Here is a 16,231-nt window from a genome sequence, read left to right on the forward strand (position 1 = left end):
AAGAATAACAATTTAAGGAGCTGTCTATGTCAATGAATCAATATACCATCCCACAATTTATCGTCGATGCTTTTACAGATACCGTTTTTAAAGGCAACCCAGCTGCTGTTTGTCTTTTGGATGAATGGTTGTCAGATAATACCTTACAGAATATTGCCAAAGAGAATAATCTTTCTGAGACAGCTTTTACGGTTAAAAATGATAATCACTACGAATTACGTTGGTTTACTCCCGGTGGAGAAATCGATTTGTGCGGCCATGCAACCTTGGCAACGGCTTTTGTTCTTTTTAGATTTTTTGAAAAGGATGCTGAAAGTCTAACTTTTGCAACACAGAGTGGGGAACTTTTAGTTACCAAAAAAGGTGAGTACTATGAGCTGAATTTTCCAGCATATTCCATGCAACAGGTTGCGGTCACAAGTGAGATGGAAGAAGCAATCGGGGTCCGTCCACTTGAAGCATGGCTTGGAAGAGATCTAGTTTGTATCTTGCCACATGAAAATGATGCCATCAATGCAAGTCCAGATTTTGATAAAGTAAAAGCTTTAGATGGGCTCCTCCTGAATATCACTGCAAAAGGAAGCGAGTATGATACTGTGACTCGAAGTTTTGCCCCAAAATTATCAGTCAAGGAAGATCCAGTCTGTGGCTCAGGACACTGTCATGTCATTCCTTTGTGGGCTAATAAGTTGGCACAAGCTGAATTTAGGGCTTACCAAGCCTCTGAAAGGAGTGGACTGCTCTTTTGTCGTCTAGCAGGAGATAGGATTTACCTTGCAGGTAAAGCTGCCCTTTATAGTCGTGGTGAAATTTATGTCATGGACTAAATTTCTGTCGATTACGAAAACGTAGAAGTATTAGTGACAGTAATGAAAACAAAATCTCAGTCGAAAGATGTCTAGCTCAGCTAGGCATTTTAAATTTCACAACATTTTTTAAAGAATTTTCAGAAAAGACTTGACAATTTTGAAAATAAGCGTATTATAAGACTATGAACTTTTAAAAATAGTAATTTTACTATATTAACTCATGTCGACTACGGATGGTATGGTAAAGTGACTATATGGTTCTAATAACTATTCTATAGAGCGTTGCGTCCGAAAGTCATTCCTGACACGGCTCTTTAAAAACAAAAGGAGAAGATTATGAAAACAGAACCGATTCATCGTACTAGTATGTGGAAATTTAAGTTAAGTGCTGCCACCATGACTTTGATTCCCGCTGCCGTGGGGATTAACTATGTTGCCAAAGCCTTGGCGGAGGGGTTAAAGTTACCCGTTTGGCTGGGGTCTTTGGGAACCTTTCTTGCCAGCATGTTGGCTGGGCCGGTTGCCGGTGCCATCAGTGGTTTCATCAACAACGTGATCTATGGGCTGACCTTATCGCCAATTTCAACCGTGTATGCGATTACCAGCATCGGAATTGGGATTGCTGTCGGAGTTTTGCACGCCAATGGGTGGTTCTCGTCAGCGCGACGAGTATTTGTTTCTGCTATTATTATTGCCTTCGTTTCAGCTGTCATTTCAACGCCATTCAACGTCATCTTTTGGGGTGGTCAGACCGGTATCGCTTGGGGTGACTCATTGTTTGCGGTAATGGTCGCCAATCATGCACCGGTGTGGCTGGCCTCATTTACCGATGAGTTTGTCTTGGATATTTTGGATAAAGTCTGCGTGGCCTACCTGGCATTCTTCATCTATCGTCAGCTGCCGAAGCGGATGGTGCACTTCTTTAGCGGTGATAAATGATGACTGATCAAACATTGATTTCTGGAGCGCCACGGGTCAAGCTCAAGTGGTACCAGGTGATCGATCCGATTACTAAGCTCTTGTTCATCTTGGACATGACGTTGTTGAGCTTTGCCAGTATGAATTTATTGCTTCAGGCCGGATTAATTCTTGTCGCAACACTGCTATTGTTATTTTCCAAATTGAGTTCTACCATCTTTAAGGCGTTGGGATTCAGTCTGTTTCTGATTTGCACCATGCTGATCATCCAGGGGTTATTTTACAGTCGGAATCAAACTGTGCTGTTTTCTGTGCTTGGGGTGTCGTTCTACAAAGAAGGCCTGATTTACGCCACCACTCTGGGTTGTCGAGTATTGGTGATTATTTTGACCAGTGGCTTTTTTATGGTGACCACGAGTATTTCAGAAAACGCGGCCTATTTGGAACTGTCCGGATTGTCTTATAAAACCGTCTACGTTCTGATGTCGGTGTGTTATATTTTGCCGGAAATGATGCGCAATATGCGGAAAATCCAGCAGGCACAAAAAGTTCGCGGAACCAATCCGCAAAAAACGTTGATTCAGAAATTAAAGTCAGTCCTGCCGGTTCTAATTCCATTGGTGATTAAGACCTTGGATCAATCGATGACGCGGTCGATTTCTCTCCAACTGAGAGGTTTTGATAATCTCAATCGGACTGTCAGAACCTCCCAGCGCGTGTATCGCCTGTCGCGGACGCTGCACATTGGTCTGACTGGATTGGCAATTTTATTGATTGGGTGGAAGATATGGACGAAGATAAACGGATTGTAATTGAAAATTTGACTACCCGTTATCCGGGTACTGAGCAACCACAACTGCGTCAGATTAACGCGGAGGTTCATACCGGCCAGGTGGTTGGGATTATCGGGAATAGCCACTCCGGCAAATCGACTTTGTGCCATGTGCTAGCAGGGGTCATTCCCAAAATTGTGTCTGCTGAGATTGAGGGCGACTGGCACATGTTTGGCCAGCGAGTGTCCGACAATTGGCCCGTTTATAATGCCATGAATGGAGTTGTACTGCAAAATCCAGCTGGCCAACTAAGCGGGTTGGCAGACACGGTTGCCGATGAAATCGCCTTTGACTTGATTAATCAGGGAATGGCTGAAGGACTGATTCAAAAACGGGTTGAAGAAGTTGCCACGCAAATGGGGCTGATTGAACAGCTGAATTTGCGTCCCGAGAGCCTTTCCGGTGGTCAGAGCCAGCGGTTGGCAATTGCCACGGCGATTGTGGCTAACCCGGCTGTTTTGATTATGGATGATCCGACCAGTCAGATGGATCCCCTTGGCCGCCGACAATTTTTCCAATGGCTGGCCCAAGTCAAAGAGACGACTGTCTTCATTGTCACCAGTGAAATTGACGATTTGTGCGAAGTCGCCGACGTTGTGTGGGTGCTGCATGAGGGTCAAATGGTAGCCCAGGGCAGGCCGGGTGAGGTGTTTAATCATTTGGCAGCTGACTGGCAGATTCCAGCCTCGACAATCCAGCAACTTGCTCAAAAAATGGATTGGCACTTGGCTGATGGCCGGTATCCGGTGAATGACGCTGAACTGAAGGAGGTTTTTTATGTCCACAATTGAACTGAACCACCTGACGTTCACTTATCCGGAACGGTCCTTTAGCTTGGATGTTGAAGACAAACACTTCGCCGATCCGATGGTGGCGATTGTCGGCCAAAATGGTGCCGGCAAATCAACGCTCTTCAAATTGTTGACGGGCTTGCTGACACCACAAACCGGTGTGATTAAGATCGATGGAGAAAATTTTAATGATCTTAAACCAGTCGAAAAGTTACTGAAGGTTGGGATTACTTTTCAGAATCCTGACGATCAGCTTTTCAACCCGACCGTTCAACGAGAGGTGGAGTGGAGTGTCGCGCAGGTCATGGATGACCACGACACGATTACGAGGCGGGCTTTAGCGGCTCTAAAAAGAGTTGGCTTGGATGATAAAACAGCTGAAAGTCCATATGACCTGTCATTGTCGGAACGCAAGCTGTTGAGCGTTGCCACAGTTTTGGCAGTGGATCCGGCGATTTATTTATTTGATGAGCCGATGATGTCGCTTGATTGGGAAAGCCGGCGCAAGTTGACCGCAATTTTCCATCAGTTGGCTGATTCGGGCCACCAAGTTGTGACCATCACCCATGACATGGATTGGGTCGCCGCCGAGTTTGAGTCGGTGTATGTTATGGAACACGGGAAGTTTGGCTTCGCCGGCAGTCCACGGGAATTGTTCAGCGATCACGAACTTGTCCAGCGAGTGGGATTACTACCACCGCGGATTATGGACATAGCGGAGTCGCTGGGTGATTCACAGACATATTTATCGGTTAATGATTATTACCAGAAAAATCGAGATGTATAGAAAAAGTCACCTCTGCGGGTTTTCCAGGTTGAAGGATTAACTTCAGCTTCTGGCAAGAACTCACATGGGTGACTTTTGTGTTTAATATCGTTTCATGATCATCGGGTGCTTCCTCAGATCACTCGGTTTGATTTTACTTTGTTTCATGGTCATAATCATATACCATTTCTTCGGTTCTTTTTATATATTCCTCGAATGGTCTCCATCCCCTTAATCGTGGATGAGGCAGTCCGGAGACTTCGATAAAATTTATTCCGTCGCTTAATTGGCCTATGATCTTGTTCTATTAAATTGTTCAGATACTTCACAGTTCGATTTTCTGTTTTGGTGTATAATCCGTTTCTCTGTAACTTTCTAAATGCAGATCCTATAGGGGGTGCTTTATCTGTTACGATGACTCTAGGTTGTCCAAATTGTTTATGGAGTCGCTTTAAGAAAGCATACGCCGCCTGAGTATCTCGTTTCTTTTGTAACCAGATATCCAATGTTAAACCGTCCGCATCAATCGCTCGATAGAGATAATGCCAACGCCCCTTAATTTTGATATAGGTTTCATCCATTTTCCACGAATAGAAGGACTGTTTATTTTTCTTTTTCCAGAGATGATAGAGGATTATACTGTATTCTTGAACCCACCGATAAATCGTAGTGTGACAAACATTTATTCCACGGTCATAAAGCAATTCCTGAACTTCACGATAGCTCAGATTGTAACGTAGGTAATAACCAACAGCGACAATGATGACGTCTTGTTGGAATTGTTTGCCTTTAAAATGATTCATCTCTCAAGCCTTACTAACCTTTTTTCTGCTCTTTGAGAAGCTGAAGGTCGTGCCAGTAACTATCTCTTTGGTTTGATCAATTCCGTCATTTATCTTGTGCTTGCCCTTCAAAAAGGCTTCTACGGTGAGGTTTTGACAACTCTCTATTTCACCATCATGCAGCCGATTGGTCTCTTGGTTTGGATTTATCAAGCCCAATTCAAAAAAGAACAGCAGGAATTTGTTGCTCGTAAATTGGATACGGTTGGATGGACCAAGTACCTATCAATTAGTATACTTTGGTGGTTAACCTTTGGTTTCATTTACCTTATCAACAGTCTCGTTGGTTGGTACCAATGGAGTAAGGCAGCTAAGAAAGCTTAGTACTTATGTTTATCAATTAATAAGAGGATCCAGTAGGGTCCTCTTTTTGAGTTTATTTCTCTTATGTAGAAGCTAGTGACGATGCTTATCACATTTAGAATAAAGATAGTAATGTACGTTTACCTAAATCCTTAAAAAGACCTAGATTGGTACTCTAGGCCTTTTTGTATTGTATTATAGAAATGAGAATTACATGTTATTGGAATAGATAGAGCCAAACATATAGCAAAAAAGTAATAATCAAGTCAATTACAAAACGAATTTGGTGGTGTGATTTGTTGAAATTTTTGTTATTTTGACCATTCAGGAGGGCGCCCCCGCAAATTGTCGAGCTAGCAAATAGCCATATATAAAATGCTAAGGTACGATTAACCATAACAAGGAGAAGGGCTAAGATACCAAGAATGGCACCAATTATGATAAATCCAGTTCCTAAGCTTTTTTTGCCTTTTAGAATAGCTGATACAGCTGCAGCAAGATGAATCAGGACAAAAGCAAGGGCTAAGAAGACTGTGATGATGCTAAAGATGAGATAAAGCGACATAGATGTTTCCTTTCTTAAATATGATTGCCTGAATGCTATTTTTTATGACTGATTTTATTAAGAATCATAAATGATACTACAAGATTTAAAACGATAACCAATAAGGTAAATAGAGAGTAACCATAAAGTATAATTGGAAATTCATTTTTGATATTGCATAGAGTAAACAAACTCGTTAGAATTCCCGTCAACAATCCAGGCACATATTTTCGAATAACGATTGTCTGAATCAGATGTCCTAAGACATGGTAGATATAAGCGATTATGGTGCTTGCGTAAATGCTATAGTTGTTAAACTGGTAACTAAGATATAGCGACGTCATTAGGATCAGAAATTGCTCCAAGACAATGGTATTGAAAGCAAAAGGTGTGTAATAAGAAAGGATTTGATTGTTTGGATACTGGGGTGATATTTTTTTGATAAAGGATGGCATCCAAACGATTTCTTCAAGTTCGTGAAGCATGAATAGGGCTGGAAAAAGAAAATAAAATTGCACGATGGACATTGAAGACACGCCTTTCTAGTTGGAACCCACTTTTAAAATCTCCAAATAAAACTGGATCACTTCTTGTTCGCTATAATTTTTACCTTTCTTCAACCACCAGCTGAGAGTTTCGATGAAATGGCTGACGACCAGGTGTTTGAGGTAGGAGTGAGGGAGAGTTGGATGGGCCTTAATCAGTTCGTCAGCTACCATTGGATAGACGTCATGCTCTAGTTCTTTTCGTAGTTGCCGGATGAAATAATCATTTTTAGAGAGCAAGAGACTGGTCACATGGTCTTGATTTTTCTTGAAATGCTGAAAGATATGGGCCAGATAGTCTTGTGGTGAGAGGTGTTCAGCACGCTCAAAGAGATGGTGAAAGAGCTTTTGACAGAGTTCATCCAGTAGTAACTCCTTACTCTCGTAATGGCTGTAAAAGGTCGATCGCCCCACATCAGCAAGGTCTATGATTTCCTGAACCGTGATGGCCTCGTAGTCTTTTTGATTGAGTAGTTGTAAAAAAGCATTATAGATGGCTTTTCGAGTCTTAGTAATACGACGATCCTGAGCAGTCATATGGACAATTTGAACAAACTGTTCAGTAACGTACACCCTAAACGGTTTGCCCCTATCCTTTCTGTTGTGAATGTTAGATAATGATAATGAACATGATGTTCATGAATCTATTATACCAGAGGATTTAGGATTATGAAGACAAAACATGCGGTCTGGGTAGCTTTTTTCTTGAATTTGAGTTATGCCATTGTTGAGTTTATTGCAGGAGGAATTTTTGGGTCCAGTGCGGTCCTTGCGGATTCGGTCCATGACTTGGGTGATGCGATTGCTATTGGGATCTCCGCCTTTTTGGAGAGTATTTCCAATCGTGAAGAAGACAGCCACTATACCTTGGGCTACAAGCGCTTTAGCCTTTTAGGGGCCATGGTAACGGCTGTGATTCTCATGACAGGCTCCGTTTTAGTTATTTTGGAAAATATAACGAAACTCTTTCATCCACAACCTGTCAACGATGAGGGCATTCTCTGGCTTGGAATCATTGCAGTCAGCATCAATGTGCTAGCGAGCCTCGTCATTCGCAAAGGGCAAACCAAGAATGAATCTATTCTCAGCCTGCATTTTCTAGAAGATACCTTGGGTTGGTTGGCTGTCATCCTAATGGCCATTGTTCTTCGATTTACCGACTGGTATATCCTGGATCCGCTCTTATCTCTTGCCATTTCCATCTTTATTCTGTCCAAAGCCATTCCACGTTTTTGGAGCACGCTCAGGATTTTCCTGGATGCCGTGCCAGAAGGAGTAGATATCCAGCAAGTGAAGAGTGATTTGGAGCAGTTGGACCATGTGGCTAGTATCAATCAGCTTAATCTCTGGACCATGGATGGTTTGGAAAAGAACGCCATTGTCCATGTTTGTCTAGAGCATGTCAACCACATGGAAGTCTGTAAAGAGTCTATCCGCACCTTGCTTAAAGACTGTGGCTTTCAAAACGTTACCATTGAGGTTGATGAAGACCTAGCGACCCACCGTGCCCACAAGCGCAATATAGAGGAGTGGGAAGTGGGTCAAAATCATAGACATGGTCACCATCATTAAGAAACGTTATTTAAACTCTTAGAGTTTGTCTCTAGGGTTTTTTTGATACTTAGTTAACTAAAGTAAGCCTTTTCATGATAAAATAGAACAAACGTGGAACAAGGAGTAATTATGAGTAAAAGAGCTGTATTGATGATGACTTTTGGGTCCCCAGAAGAGATTACCTATGAAGGAGTAGCAGAATTTTTCACAAATATACGACGTGGAGTTCGTCCCGAACCACATGAAATTCAGACCTTATATGACCATTACCTACGAATCGGTGGAACGCCGCTCCAAAGGATAACAAAGAAAGAAGTTGACTTGGTTGCTTCCGCTCTTGGAGAACAAGTGTCGGTCTACTTTGCAAATAAATTTTCCCGACCTTTCATCATAGATGCGATTAAAGAGATGGAGAATGACGGAATTGAAGAGTGTTTGTGTTTGATCCTAGAGCCCCATTATTCCTACTATTCTGTTATGGGCTATGAAAAATTTTTAGAAAGTAATCAAATTAAGTTCCAAATTATCAAGGATTGGTACCGGGAACCTTCTCTACTTCACTATTGGGCTGATGAGATCCAAAAGATTTTAGATCAGATTGGAGACGATAGCTATAAGGTGATTTTTTCAGCTCACAGTGTCCCAGTTTTGGCACTGGATTTTGGTGACCCCTATATCGACCAGATTTATGACAATAGTCGCTTGATTGCGGAGATTTTAGGGCTTGAAGAGGAGCAGTACACCAATACTTGGCAGAGTGAGAGTGATATTGGTATTCCTTGGATTAAGCCGGATGTCTTAGAATACCTTCGTAATGAGAAGGAGCATCCTGACCACTATATTTTTGTTCCGATTGCCTTTATTAGTGAGCATATTGAGGTTCTTTTTGACAATGATGTGGAATGTAAGGAGCTTTGCCAAGAGCTAGGTGTAGCCTATCACAGACCTCCTATGCCAAATAGCGATCCTCGTTTAATCAAGGCACTTCTTTCGACAATTCAGTCTCATATAGACGGTGACTATAGTGACTATCAACCTCAGCTGGAGACCTTTGATGAGTTAGAAGCTCCATCAAGTACGAGTCAGATTTTGGAAGAAGAGAATGATATCCAAATGCCAGATTTTGTGAAGAAGTTAATTGCCAAGAAAGGCCGCGAAAATGTCAAAATGCCCTATTTGATTAAGAAAATGCTAGAAAAGAAGTATGGGAAAAAATATGATTAGTTGCTATTGTTTGAAAGTGATTTGGATGGCTTGATTTGAGCCAGAGCTTAATTAAAAGTGTATACTAACAGTAACTAAAGAAATAGAGGTAGATATATGAAATCAGCAATTTATACTAAAGCTGATCAGGTTGGTCTGGCAGAAATTGACCGTCCGCAAATTGAGGCGCCAGATGATGCCATTATTCGTGTTGTCCGTACTTGCGTTTGTGGTTCCGACCTCTGGAGTTACCGTAATCCAGACATTGAAGAGGGGCACAGAAATAGTGGTCATGAGGCTATCGGAATCGTCGAAGAATCGGTGAGTCCATTACAACGGTTAAGCCAGGAGACTTTGTCATCGCGCCTTTCACACACGGTTGTGGAGAGTGTGATGCCTGTCGTGCCGGTTATGATGGGACTTGTGACCGCCATATCGGCAACAACTGGTCTGGTGGCGTCCAGGCTGAGTATATCCGTTTCCATTTTGCTAATTGGGCACTTGTGAAAATTCCAGGTCAACCTTCAGATTACAGCGAAGGCATGCTTAAGTCACTTTTAACTCTTGCTGATGTCATGCCGACCGGTTACCATGCAGCGCGTGTTGCTAATGTGCAAAAAGGTGATAAGGTAGTCGTTATCGGGGATGGAGCTGTTGGTCAATGTGCGGTTATCGCAGCCAAAATGCGTGGTGCCTCACAAATTGTCCTTATGAGCCGTCACGAAGACCGTCAACAGATGGCCTTGGAGTCAGGCGCGACAGCAGTCGTAGCTGAACGTGGTGAAGAAGGCATTGCCAAGGTGCGAGAAATTCTCGGTGGTGGAGCAGATGCAGCTCTCGAATGTGTGGGTACTGAAGCAGCCGTCGACCAAGCTCTCGGTGTTCTCCATAATGGCGGGCGTTTAGGTTTTGTCGGCGTTCCTCATTACAATAACCGTGCTTTAGGTTCGACCTTTGCCCAAAACATTTCGGTGGCAGGTGGAGCAGCTTCAGTTACCACCTATGACAAACAAGTTTTGTTAAAAGCGGTTCTTGATGGCGATATCAATCCAGGACGCGTCTTTACTAATAGCTACAGCTTGGATGAGATTAATCAGGCTTATAAAGATATGGATGAACGTAAGTCTATTAAGTCTATTATTGTGATGGATTAGTTCAGTTCTACAAAAGGCTTGGAGATGCAACAGATAGTTGTATTTCCAGGCCTTTTTCTATGCTGTAAAGAAGATAATAGAATTTCTAAAACAAAAGATAAAAAAAGCCTCTCGTAGGGATTACGAGGGCTGGGATAAGGTTTGATGCTTGCTTCGATAGAAGTGAGATTAATTTTCTATTTCATAAAGTTGCGCTTCAATTTCTTCTAAAAAGGCTTTTTCTGTAGCGGTTTGATCGTGTCTGTCTTTCCAGATAAGATAGTAACCTTCATCACCTTGGTTAGTACAGGGAAGAAAAACCAGTTCAGGATGATCTACAATTCCGTCAAGACACAGAGCGATGCCAAGACCTGCTTGAACCAGACGACTTGCAGTATAGAGAAGATTATAAGTAGCAACTACTTTATAGTCATAGTTAGCAAAAGCTGATTTGTCAATGTCGGATTGATTAGAGACAATGAGCGGATAGCTCACAATTTCCTCTACTGTGACTTGTTCGAGCTTTGTCAAAGGATGATTCTTAGGGACCAAAACACCCCACTGGTCTTTTCTAGGAAGTTGAATCATCTTGTATTTCGCTGGGATAGCATGTGTGAATACAAGTGCGAAATCAAGAGTTCCTTTGTCCAGCTTCTCATAAAGACTATCTGCATTATCATCGTAAAAGTTGAGACGTATTTGAGGGTAGATTTCTAACAAACTACGACAGGCATCCGCTACAAAATCGAAACTAGCTGTTTCAGCTGTTCCTATATAAAGGTCTCCTCCAATCTCGCCTTTTCGGGTCAGATTTTCCTCTGTTTTACTGACTAATTGTAAAATTTCTTGTGCCCGATTATAAAGATACTGGCCATCTTCTGTTAGTGTCATCTCTCGATTAGCCCGATGAAACAGAGAAACACCTAATTCTTCTTCCAACTCTTTGAGCTGGCGAGATAGGGTTGGCTGGGTAATGAGTAGGCGTTCAGCAGCTCGAGTGATATTTTTCTCCTGAGCGATGGTGACAAAGTAATGTAAAATCCGAATATCCATATCTCTAGTATAACATAGCATGCTTTTTAGGCATAGTAGTTATATAAAATAGATATTGGGGTATATTACTCAGAAGAGCTATAATAGACTCATCAATAAAGAAAAGAGAAAGCAAATGACTGAAACAATGAATTTCACACAAGAATGGGATAAGACTTTCGAACTCAGCGAGGAAGTGGAACATAAAAAGGTTACCTTTACCAATCACTTTGGCATCACTCTAGTAGCAGATCTTTATCAACCAAAAGGGGTGACTGGAAAACTACCAGCTCTCGCAGTGTCTGGTCCGTTTGGAGCGGTGAAAGAACAATCTTCTGGACTTTATGCTCAGGAAATGGCGAAACGTGGCTATCTGACCATTGCTTTTGATCCTTCTTATACTGGTGAATCAGGTGGTTACCCACGTTATATCAACTCACCGGATGTGAATACAGAAGACTACCAAGCGGCTGTCGACTATCTAGCGACTCATGATCAGGTGGATGCCGACCGTATCGGGATTATCGGTATCTGTGGCTGGGGTGGTATTGCCCTGAATGCAGCTGCCATCGATCCTCGTATCAAGGTGACTGTCGTATCAACCATGTATGACATGTCTCGTATTGCAGGGAATGGCTACTTTGATGATCAGGACAATGAAGAAGCTCGTTACCAAGCACGTTTGGCATTGGCCAATCAACGGACCTTGGATGCCCAAACAGGTCAAATGCAACTAGCAGGTGGGGTGCCTGATGTATTACCAGAAGATGCCCCATACTTTGTGAAAGATTATTTTTATTATTACAAACAACCTCGTGGTTACCACGCGCGCAGTCTCAATTCTAACGATGGTTGGGCTGTTCAGGGCAATACAAGCTTTGCAAATACCCGTTTCCTCTATTACACAGATGAAATTCGAAATGCTGTACTCGTAATTCATGGTGACAAAGCACATTCTTATTACATGGGAAAAGATGCCTTTGAAAAACTCACAGGCGATAATAAAAAATTGATTACGGTCGAAGGAGCTAGTCACACAGACCTTTACGACCAGTTGGATGTGATTCCATTTGAAGAGATGGAACGCTTCCTAAAGGAAAATATGTAAGATGAAGGAGCACGTAATCAGATTTGCTAGTTAAAGAGTTGATGATCATCTAACTTATTCATAAAGTAAATCAGAAAGGTGTTTATGATTAAAAAGATGTTTTTTGGTATTCTTGCAATGCTTGCCCTTGTTTGTGCAGGCAGTTGGTATTATATTCACCAAAACCAAGCGCAGGCCGTAAAAGCAGAAGCAAGAAAAACATTTATTCAATCAAGCCGTCCGACCATTTTTTTCCATGGTTGGGGCTCAAGCAGTCGTGCGGAAAGACATATGGCTAATGCGGCTAAAAAAGCTGGCGTTACTCAGACAATCATCGAAGCTAAGGTAGCTGAGGATGGGACAGTCACTCTAAAAGGAACCATTCCTAGAGATGCTGTCAATCCGATTGTCCTAGTCAATTTTGACAATAATCGAGGAGCTAGCACTCAGGATCAGGGCAACTATGCCTACGCTGTTGTCAAAGCTCTCCAAGATACTTATAGAATTAAGGAGATGAATATGGTTGCTCACTCATACGGGAATATGGCCATCGTCTACTATATGCTCCAACACGGCAGTGATACGAGTCTACCTAAACTGGTCAAACAAGTGGATATTGCTGGTCACTTTAACGGAATCATCGGTATGGATGAACCGGAAAATATCACACTAGATGACGAAGGAAAACCATCTAGCATGACAGAGTCCTTTCAAGAGCTCTTGTCTCTTGGAAATCACTATCCTCAAGGTCAGGTTGAAGTTCTTAACATCTATGGGAATACAGGTAAAGGGAGTGATGAGCGCGTGACCAATTTGTCTAGTCAATCTTTGGGCTACCTGCTTAAAGGACATGTCAAATCCATTCAAGAAAAGGAAATCTCAGGTCCAGATGGCCAACACAGTAAACTTCATGAAACAGCTTTAGTTGATGGGCCGATGATTGCTTTCTTGTGGGGCAAATGAGTTTATAAGAAAACAAAAAATTCTAGTAGAGGATGTCTACTAGAATTTTTTTAATACAAATCCCAATCCAGAGTTGAGAATTTCTTGGTTCGGGTTATATAAAAATGCGTAAAATGAATTTCCATTGCTAAGGTCATCACAGTTGCGATGGAGATGACAGTAGTAGGATTGGCTGAAAAAAGAAGGGAGAGAGCCAGTCCGAAAAGGAAGATTCCTGCTTGGATACCATAAAATGTCTTATTATAGCGAAGGTAGCTCTTGTTTTTCTGAAAAAAATTAAATTTTCCGCTTGACAAGTGAGTGTTCACTCACTATAATGTCATTTGTAATCAAAAGTGAGTAAATACTCACTAAGGAGGATGCATATGAAAACATTGCTACATTTACAAGATTTACAAAAATCTTTTGGTCAACAACTGGTGTTAAACCACGTTGGTTTTGAATTACAGTCTGGGGAAATCATTGGTCTAATCGGTCCCTCAGGTGCTGGTAAATCAACCATGATTAAAACCATGTTAGGAATGGAAAAGGCAGATAGCGGTATTGCTTTAGTCTTAGAAAATACCATGCCCAATCGTCATATTCTAGGAGATATTGGCTACATGGCTCAGTCAGATGCCTTATATGATGCCTTATCAGGTCAGGAAAATTTGCAATTTTTCGGTAAGCTCAAAGGACTTTCTAAGAAAGACTTGTCATCTGAAATTGCCCATGTAGCTCAAGTGGTAGATTTGACAGATCACTTAAACAAGGCTGTATCTGGTTATTCAGGAGGGATGAAAAGACGTTTGTCACTAGCCATAGCACTTTTAGGAAATCCTCAACTCTTGATATTGGACGAACCGACAGTTGGGATTGACCCTTCTCTTCGAAAGAAAATTTGGAAAGAGTTGATGGCGCTCAGAGACAATGGTGTAGGAATCTTGGTTACAACCCATGTCATGGATGAAGCAGAGCTGACGGATAAGGTCGGACTACTATTAGGTGGAAAAATCATTGCCTTTGATACACCATCCAAGCTAAAAGAATCTTATGGTGTTTCAAGTATTGAAGAAGTCTTTTTGAAAGCAGAAGGAGAATGAAATGAGAACCATTGCCATTGCAAAAAAAGTCATCAAAGAATTGCTTCGTGACAAACGGACACTGGCCCTAATGTTTGTGGCACCAGTCTTTATTATGTGGCTGATGAACCTCATGTTTTCGGCTAGTACAACGGTGACTGTTAAGCTAGCGACACAAGATGTGCCAAGTAGTTTGGTAAGTAAGATGGACGACTTAGAACATGTCAGTGTCAAAACCTACAAAGACTTGGATAAAGCCAAAGAGGCTTTAAACGATGAAAAAGTAGATGCAGTTATCTCTTATAAGGATGGGGAATATCATGTAGCCTATGCTAATACAGATGCCTCTAAAACTTCGGTGACCCGACAAGTATTACGCACCAGTATTGCCAGTGAAGACACCAATCAATTATTAGCCCGTGTGAAGCAATCCCTTCCACAATTACAACTAAAGGTAAAATCTCCTGAAATTAAGGAATCTTATGAGTATGGTAACGAGGACACCGGCTTCTTTGCTAAAATGATTCCTGTTTTGCTTGGGTTCGTCGTTTTCTTCTTTGTCTTTTTGATTTCAGGGATGGCACTCTTGAAAGAACGTACTAGCGGAACCCTAGATCGTTTGTTGGCAACCCCAGTTAAACGTTCGGAAATTGTTTACGGCTATATGTTGTCTTACGGCCTTATTGCCATACTGCAGACAGGAGTAGTTGTTCTAGCAGCCATCTGGTTGTTGAACATTGAAGTTGTCGGAAGCCTGTTAAATGTTATAATAGTTAATGTGGTACTGGCTCTGGTGGCACTAGCCTTCGGAATTCTCTTGTCTACCTTGGCAAAATCAGAATTCCAGATGATGCAATTTATTCCTCTTGTGATTATGCCGCAACTCTTTTTCTCAGGAATCATTCCACTTGATTCAATGGGAGACTGGGCAAAAACGCTAGGGAAATTCTTGCCTTTGACCTACTCAGGTGATGCGATGAGTCAGATTATTCTTTACGGACGTGGACTTGGAGATATTTTACCAAATATTGGTGTTCTACTAGTCTTCCTTGTCGCTTTGACAGCTCTCAATATTGTCGGCTTGCGTCGTTACCGTAAAGTATAAAATATAAATATACGAGGATGAAAATGAGTGAGAGTGTTTTTGAGTCGTTTGAAGCTTATCTAAAGGGTGCAGACTATCCAAAGGGAAAGAAAAAAATCATGCAGGCGGCGGTCGATTTAATTTCTACTAAGAGTTACAATGGGACCTCCACCTTACAAATTGCCAAACATGCGGGACTTAGCCAAGCAACGCTCTTCAAGTATTTCAAGACCAAAGAAGATTTATTAACGGCTATTTTGCACCCTGTTGTTCCAGGACTTTTCGGTCGTTTTTTTGAAGAACTTTTAGCCTTAGAAACGACTGAAGAAAAGGTGCATTATCTGGTCCAAAATCGTATGGCCTATCTCAAAACGAATCGCGCTTTGATGAAAATTATTCTTCAGGAAATTTTTTCAAATAAGAAACTGAGAAAGGAACAACTTTATATTTGGAATACTCTCCAAGATAAACTCTTAAGACTCCACAAGGAATTGATAAAAGATTCACGAGTGAATCCTGAATTAACGATTCCACAAATGGTTCGTATATGTGTGGGTCCCTTATTGGGCTACTTTGCCCAACTCTATATCGTTGGCGACAAAGGTGACATAAGAGAAGAAGACCTTGACTTATTAGAAAAACAGATTTTAGGTGGTTTGTGGAAATAAAACCTGACTGCAATCATATTTCTTAAAGTAGCATACAAAAAGACATGTTTCTATCTAAAGCAGATTCATGTCTTTTTTTGTTGGATTTATAATTT

Annotated in this window: 17 protein-coding genes and 3 pseudogenes; 14 read left to right on the plus strand and 6 right to left on the minus strand. The window is 41.7% G+C overall.

Annotated features, from left to right (window positions below; genetic code table 11):
* Positions 1-26: 26 nt before the first annotated feature.
* The 5 genes from NSQ79_RS04630 to NSQ79_RS04650 all read left to right on the plus strand — a co-directional run bounded on the left by NSQ79_RS04630 (position 27) and on the right by NSQ79_RS04650 (position 4,138).
* The gene (locus tag NSQ79_RS04630) at positions 27-827 is read left to right on the plus strand and encodes a PhzF family phenazine biosynthesis protein (protein WP_004182466.1); all 801 of its coding nucleotides are present in this window, start codon (positions 27-29) and stop codon (positions 825-827) included.
* 318 nt (positions 828-1,145) lie between these two features.
* On the plus strand, positions 1,146-1,748 hold the full coding sequence (locus tag NSQ79_RS04635; RefSeq protein WP_339313953.1) for an ECF transporter S component: 603 nt from the start codon (positions 1,146-1,148) through the stop codon (positions 1,746-1,748).
* Positions 1,748-2,539, plus strand: a complete 792-nt coding sequence (locus tag NSQ79_RS04640; protein ID WP_004182467.1) for an energy-coupling factor transporter transmembrane component T — start codon at positions 1,748-1,750, stop codon at positions 2,537-2,539. Before NSQ79_RS04635 ends, NSQ79_RS04640 begins: the two co-directional genes overlap by 1 nt.
* On the plus strand, positions 2,515-3,351 hold the full coding sequence (locus NSQ79_RS04645) for an ABC transporter ATP-binding protein (protein ID WP_049554291.1): 837 nt from the start codon (positions 2,515-2,517) through the stop codon (positions 3,349-3,351). Before NSQ79_RS04640 ends, NSQ79_RS04645 begins: the two co-directional genes overlap by 25 nt.
* The gene (locus tag NSQ79_RS04650) at positions 3,338-4,138 is read left to right on the plus strand and encodes an ABC transporter ATP-binding protein (RefSeq protein WP_003005192.1); all 801 of its coding nucleotides are present in this window, start codon (positions 3,338-3,340) and stop codon (positions 4,136-4,138) included. Before NSQ79_RS04645 ends, NSQ79_RS04650 begins: the two co-directional genes overlap by 14 nt.
* 155 nt (positions 4,139-4,293) lie before the next feature.
* Here NSQ79_RS04650 and NSQ79_RS04655 read toward each other — a convergent pair whose 3' ends face one another.
* Entirely contained in the window at positions 4,294-4,920 is a 627-nt protein-coding gene (locus tag NSQ79_RS04655; protein ID WP_049554290.1) for an IS6 family transposase, read from the minus strand.
* A 39-nt stretch (positions 4,921-4,959) separates the two neighbouring features.
* Between NSQ79_RS04655 and pnuC the strand changes: the two are divergent.
* A pseudogene (pnuC, locus tag NSQ79_RS04660) lies at positions 4,960-5,283 on the plus strand (nicotinamide riboside transporter PnuC); the annotation flags it as partial.
* A 196-nt stretch (positions 5,284-5,479) separates the two neighbouring features.
* On the opposite strand, the gene NSQ79_RS04665 reads toward pnuC, so the two are convergent.
* Genes NSQ79_RS04665 through NSQ79_RS04675 form a run of 3 tightly spaced genes read right to left on the minus strand, consistent with a single transcriptional unit; the run spans position 5,480 to position 6,888 of the window.
* Positions 5,480-5,827 carry a hypothetical protein gene (locus tag NSQ79_RS04665; RefSeq protein WP_049527179.1) on the minus strand — a complete coding sequence of 116 codons (348 nt, stop codon included), beginning with the start codon at positions 5,825-5,827 and terminating at the stop codon, positions 5,480-5,482.
* 35 nt (positions 5,828-5,862) lie between these two features.
* Entirely contained in the window at positions 5,863-6,333 is a 471-nt protein-coding gene (locus NSQ79_RS04670; protein WP_049527176.1) for an HXXEE domain-containing protein, read from the minus strand.
* A gap of 15 nt (positions 6,334-6,348) precedes the next feature.
* Positions 6,349-6,888: a TetR/AcrR family transcriptional regulator gene (locus NSQ79_RS04675; RefSeq protein ID WP_155222369.1), complete on the minus strand. Its 540-nt coding sequence runs from the start codon at positions 6,886-6,888 to the stop codon at positions 6,349-6,351.
* 132 nt (positions 6,889-7,020) lie between these two features.
* Here NSQ79_RS04675 and NSQ79_RS04680 point away from each other — a divergent pair, with 132 nt between their 5' ends.
* From NSQ79_RS04680 to NSQ79_RS04690, 3 genes and pseudogenes are all read left to right on the plus strand, one after another.
* Positions 7,021-7,923: a cation diffusion facilitator family transporter gene (locus NSQ79_RS04680; RefSeq protein WP_004182475.1), complete on the plus strand. Its 903-nt coding sequence runs from the start codon at positions 7,021-7,023 to the stop codon at positions 7,921-7,923.
* Positions 7,924-8,034: 111 nt separating this feature from the next.
* Entirely contained in the window at positions 8,035-9,129 is a 1,095-nt protein-coding gene (gene hemH / locus NSQ79_RS04685; protein ID WP_045001710.1) for a ferrochelatase, read from the plus strand.
* Between the two features lie 96 nt (positions 9,130-9,225).
* Positions 9,226-10,262, plus strand: a pseudogene (locus tag NSQ79_RS04690) (alcohol dehydrogenase catalytic domain-containing protein).
* 168 nt (positions 10,263-10,430) lie between these two features.
* Here NSQ79_RS04690 and NSQ79_RS04695 read toward each other — a convergent pair.
* Positions 10,431-11,294, minus strand: a complete 864-nt coding sequence (locus NSQ79_RS04695; protein WP_049554287.1) for a LysR family transcriptional regulator — start codon at positions 11,292-11,294, stop codon at positions 10,431-10,433.
* A 115-nt stretch (positions 11,295-11,409) separates the two neighbouring features.
* On the opposite strand from NSQ79_RS04695, the gene NSQ79_RS04700 reads away from it, so the two are divergent.
* Positions 11,410-12,381: an alpha/beta hydrolase gene (locus NSQ79_RS04700; protein WP_164332009.1), complete on the plus strand. Its 972-nt coding sequence runs from the start codon at positions 11,410-11,412 to the stop codon at positions 12,379-12,381.
* An 84-nt stretch (positions 12,382-12,465) separates the two neighbouring features.
* A complete protein-coding gene (locus NSQ79_RS04705; protein WP_164332008.1) occupies positions 12,466-13,323 on the plus strand; it encodes an alpha/beta hydrolase in 858 nt (285 codons plus the stop codon).
* A gap of 50 nt (positions 13,324-13,373) precedes the next feature.
* On the opposite strand, the pseudogene NSQ79_RS04710 reads toward NSQ79_RS04705, so the two are convergent.
* Positions 13,374-13,619, minus strand: a pseudogene (locus NSQ79_RS04710) (low temperature requirement protein A); the annotation flags it as partial.
* A 69-nt stretch (positions 13,620-13,688) separates the two neighbouring features.
* Here NSQ79_RS04710 and NSQ79_RS04715 point away from each other — a divergent pair.
* Genes NSQ79_RS04715 through NSQ79_RS04725 form a run of 3 tightly spaced genes read left to right on the plus strand, consistent with a single transcriptional unit; the run spans position 13,689 to position 16,136 of the window.
* Positions 13,689-14,405: an ABC transporter ATP-binding protein gene (locus tag NSQ79_RS04715; RefSeq protein WP_037599909.1), complete on the plus strand. Its 717-nt coding sequence runs from the start codon at positions 13,689-13,691 to the stop codon at positions 14,403-14,405.
* Position 14,406: 1 nt separating this feature from the next.
* On the plus strand, positions 14,407-15,489 hold the full coding sequence (locus tag NSQ79_RS04720; RefSeq protein ID WP_164332007.1) for an ABC transporter permease: 1,083 nt from the start codon (positions 14,407-14,409) through the stop codon (positions 15,487-15,489).
* A 23-nt stretch (positions 15,490-15,512) separates the two neighbouring features.
* Entirely contained in the window at positions 15,513-16,136 is a 624-nt protein-coding gene (locus NSQ79_RS04725) for a TetR/AcrR family transcriptional regulator (RefSeq protein WP_164332006.1), read from the plus strand.
* The last annotated feature ends 95 nt before the right edge of the window (positions 16,137-16,231 follow it).

The organism is Streptococcus sp. FSL W7-1342 (genome assembly GCF_037966635.1).
GTDB classification, from domain to species: domain Bacteria; phylum Bacillota; class Bacilli; order Lactobacillales; family Streptococcaceae; genus Streptococcus; species Streptococcus salivarius_D.

Bases quoted from the DNA above. Each gene is read 5' to 3' on its own strand.
- NSQ79_RS04630 (WP_004182466.1), top strand. From the start codon at position 27: ATGTCAATGAATCAATATACCATCCCACAATTTATCGTCGATGCTTTT.
- NSQ79_RS04700 (WP_164332009.1), top strand. From the start codon at position 11,410: ATGACTGAAACAATGAATTTCACACAAGAATGGGATAAGACTTTCGAA.
- NSQ79_RS04670 (WP_049527176.1), bottom strand. From the start codon at position 6,333: ATGTCCATCGTGCAATTTTATTTTCTTTTTCCAGCCCTATTCATGCTT.
- NSQ79_RS04720 (WP_164332007.1), top strand. From the start codon at position 14,407: ATGAGAACCATTGCCATTGCAAAAAAAGTCATCAAAGAATTGCTTCGT.
- NSQ79_RS04715 (WP_037599909.1), top strand. From the start codon at position 13,689: ATGAAAACATTGCTACATTTACAAGATTTACAAAAATCTTTTGGTCAA.
- NSQ79_RS04645 (WP_049554291.1), top strand. From the start codon at position 2,515: ATGGACGAAGATAAACGGATTGTAATTGAAAATTTGACTACCCGTTAT.
- NSQ79_RS04680 (WP_004182475.1), top strand. From the start codon at position 7,021: ATGAAGACAAAACATGCGGTCTGGGTAGCTTTTTTCTTGAATTTGAGT.
- NSQ79_RS04650 (WP_003005192.1), top strand. From the start codon at position 3,338: ATGTCCACAATTGAACTGAACCACCTGACGTTCACTTATCCGGAACGG.
- hemH (WP_045001710.1), top strand. From the start codon at position 8,035: ATGAGTAAAAGAGCTGTATTGATGATGACTTTTGGGTCCCCAGAAGAG.
- NSQ79_RS04705 (WP_164332008.1), top strand. From the start codon at position 12,466: ATGATTAAAAAGATGTTTTTTGGTATTCTTGCAATGCTTGCCCTTGTT.
- NSQ79_RS04635 (WP_339313953.1), top strand. From the start codon at position 1,146: ATGAAAACAGAACCGATTCATCGTACTAGTATGTGGAAATTTAAGTTA.
- NSQ79_RS04695 (WP_049554287.1), bottom strand. From the start codon at position 11,294: ATGGATATTCGGATTTTACATTACTTTGTCACCATCGCTCAGGAGAAA.
- NSQ79_RS04665 (WP_049527179.1), bottom strand. From the start codon at position 5,827: ATGTCGCTTTATCTCATCTTTAGCATCATCACAGTCTTCTTAGCCCTT.
- NSQ79_RS04675 (WP_155222369.1), bottom strand. From the start codon at position 6,888: ATGACTGCTCAGGATCGTCGTATTACTAAGACTCGAAAAGCCATCTAT.
- NSQ79_RS04725 (WP_164332006.1), top strand. From the start codon at position 15,513: ATGAGTGAGAGTGTTTTTGAGTCGTTTGAAGCTTATCTAAAGGGTGCA.
- NSQ79_RS04640 (WP_004182467.1), top strand. From the start codon at position 1,748: ATGACTGATCAAACATTGATTTCTGGAGCGCCACGGGTCAAGCTCAAG.
- NSQ79_RS04655 (WP_049554290.1), bottom strand. From the start codon at position 4,920: ATGAATCATTTTAAAGGCAAACAATTCCAACAAGACGTCATCATTGTC.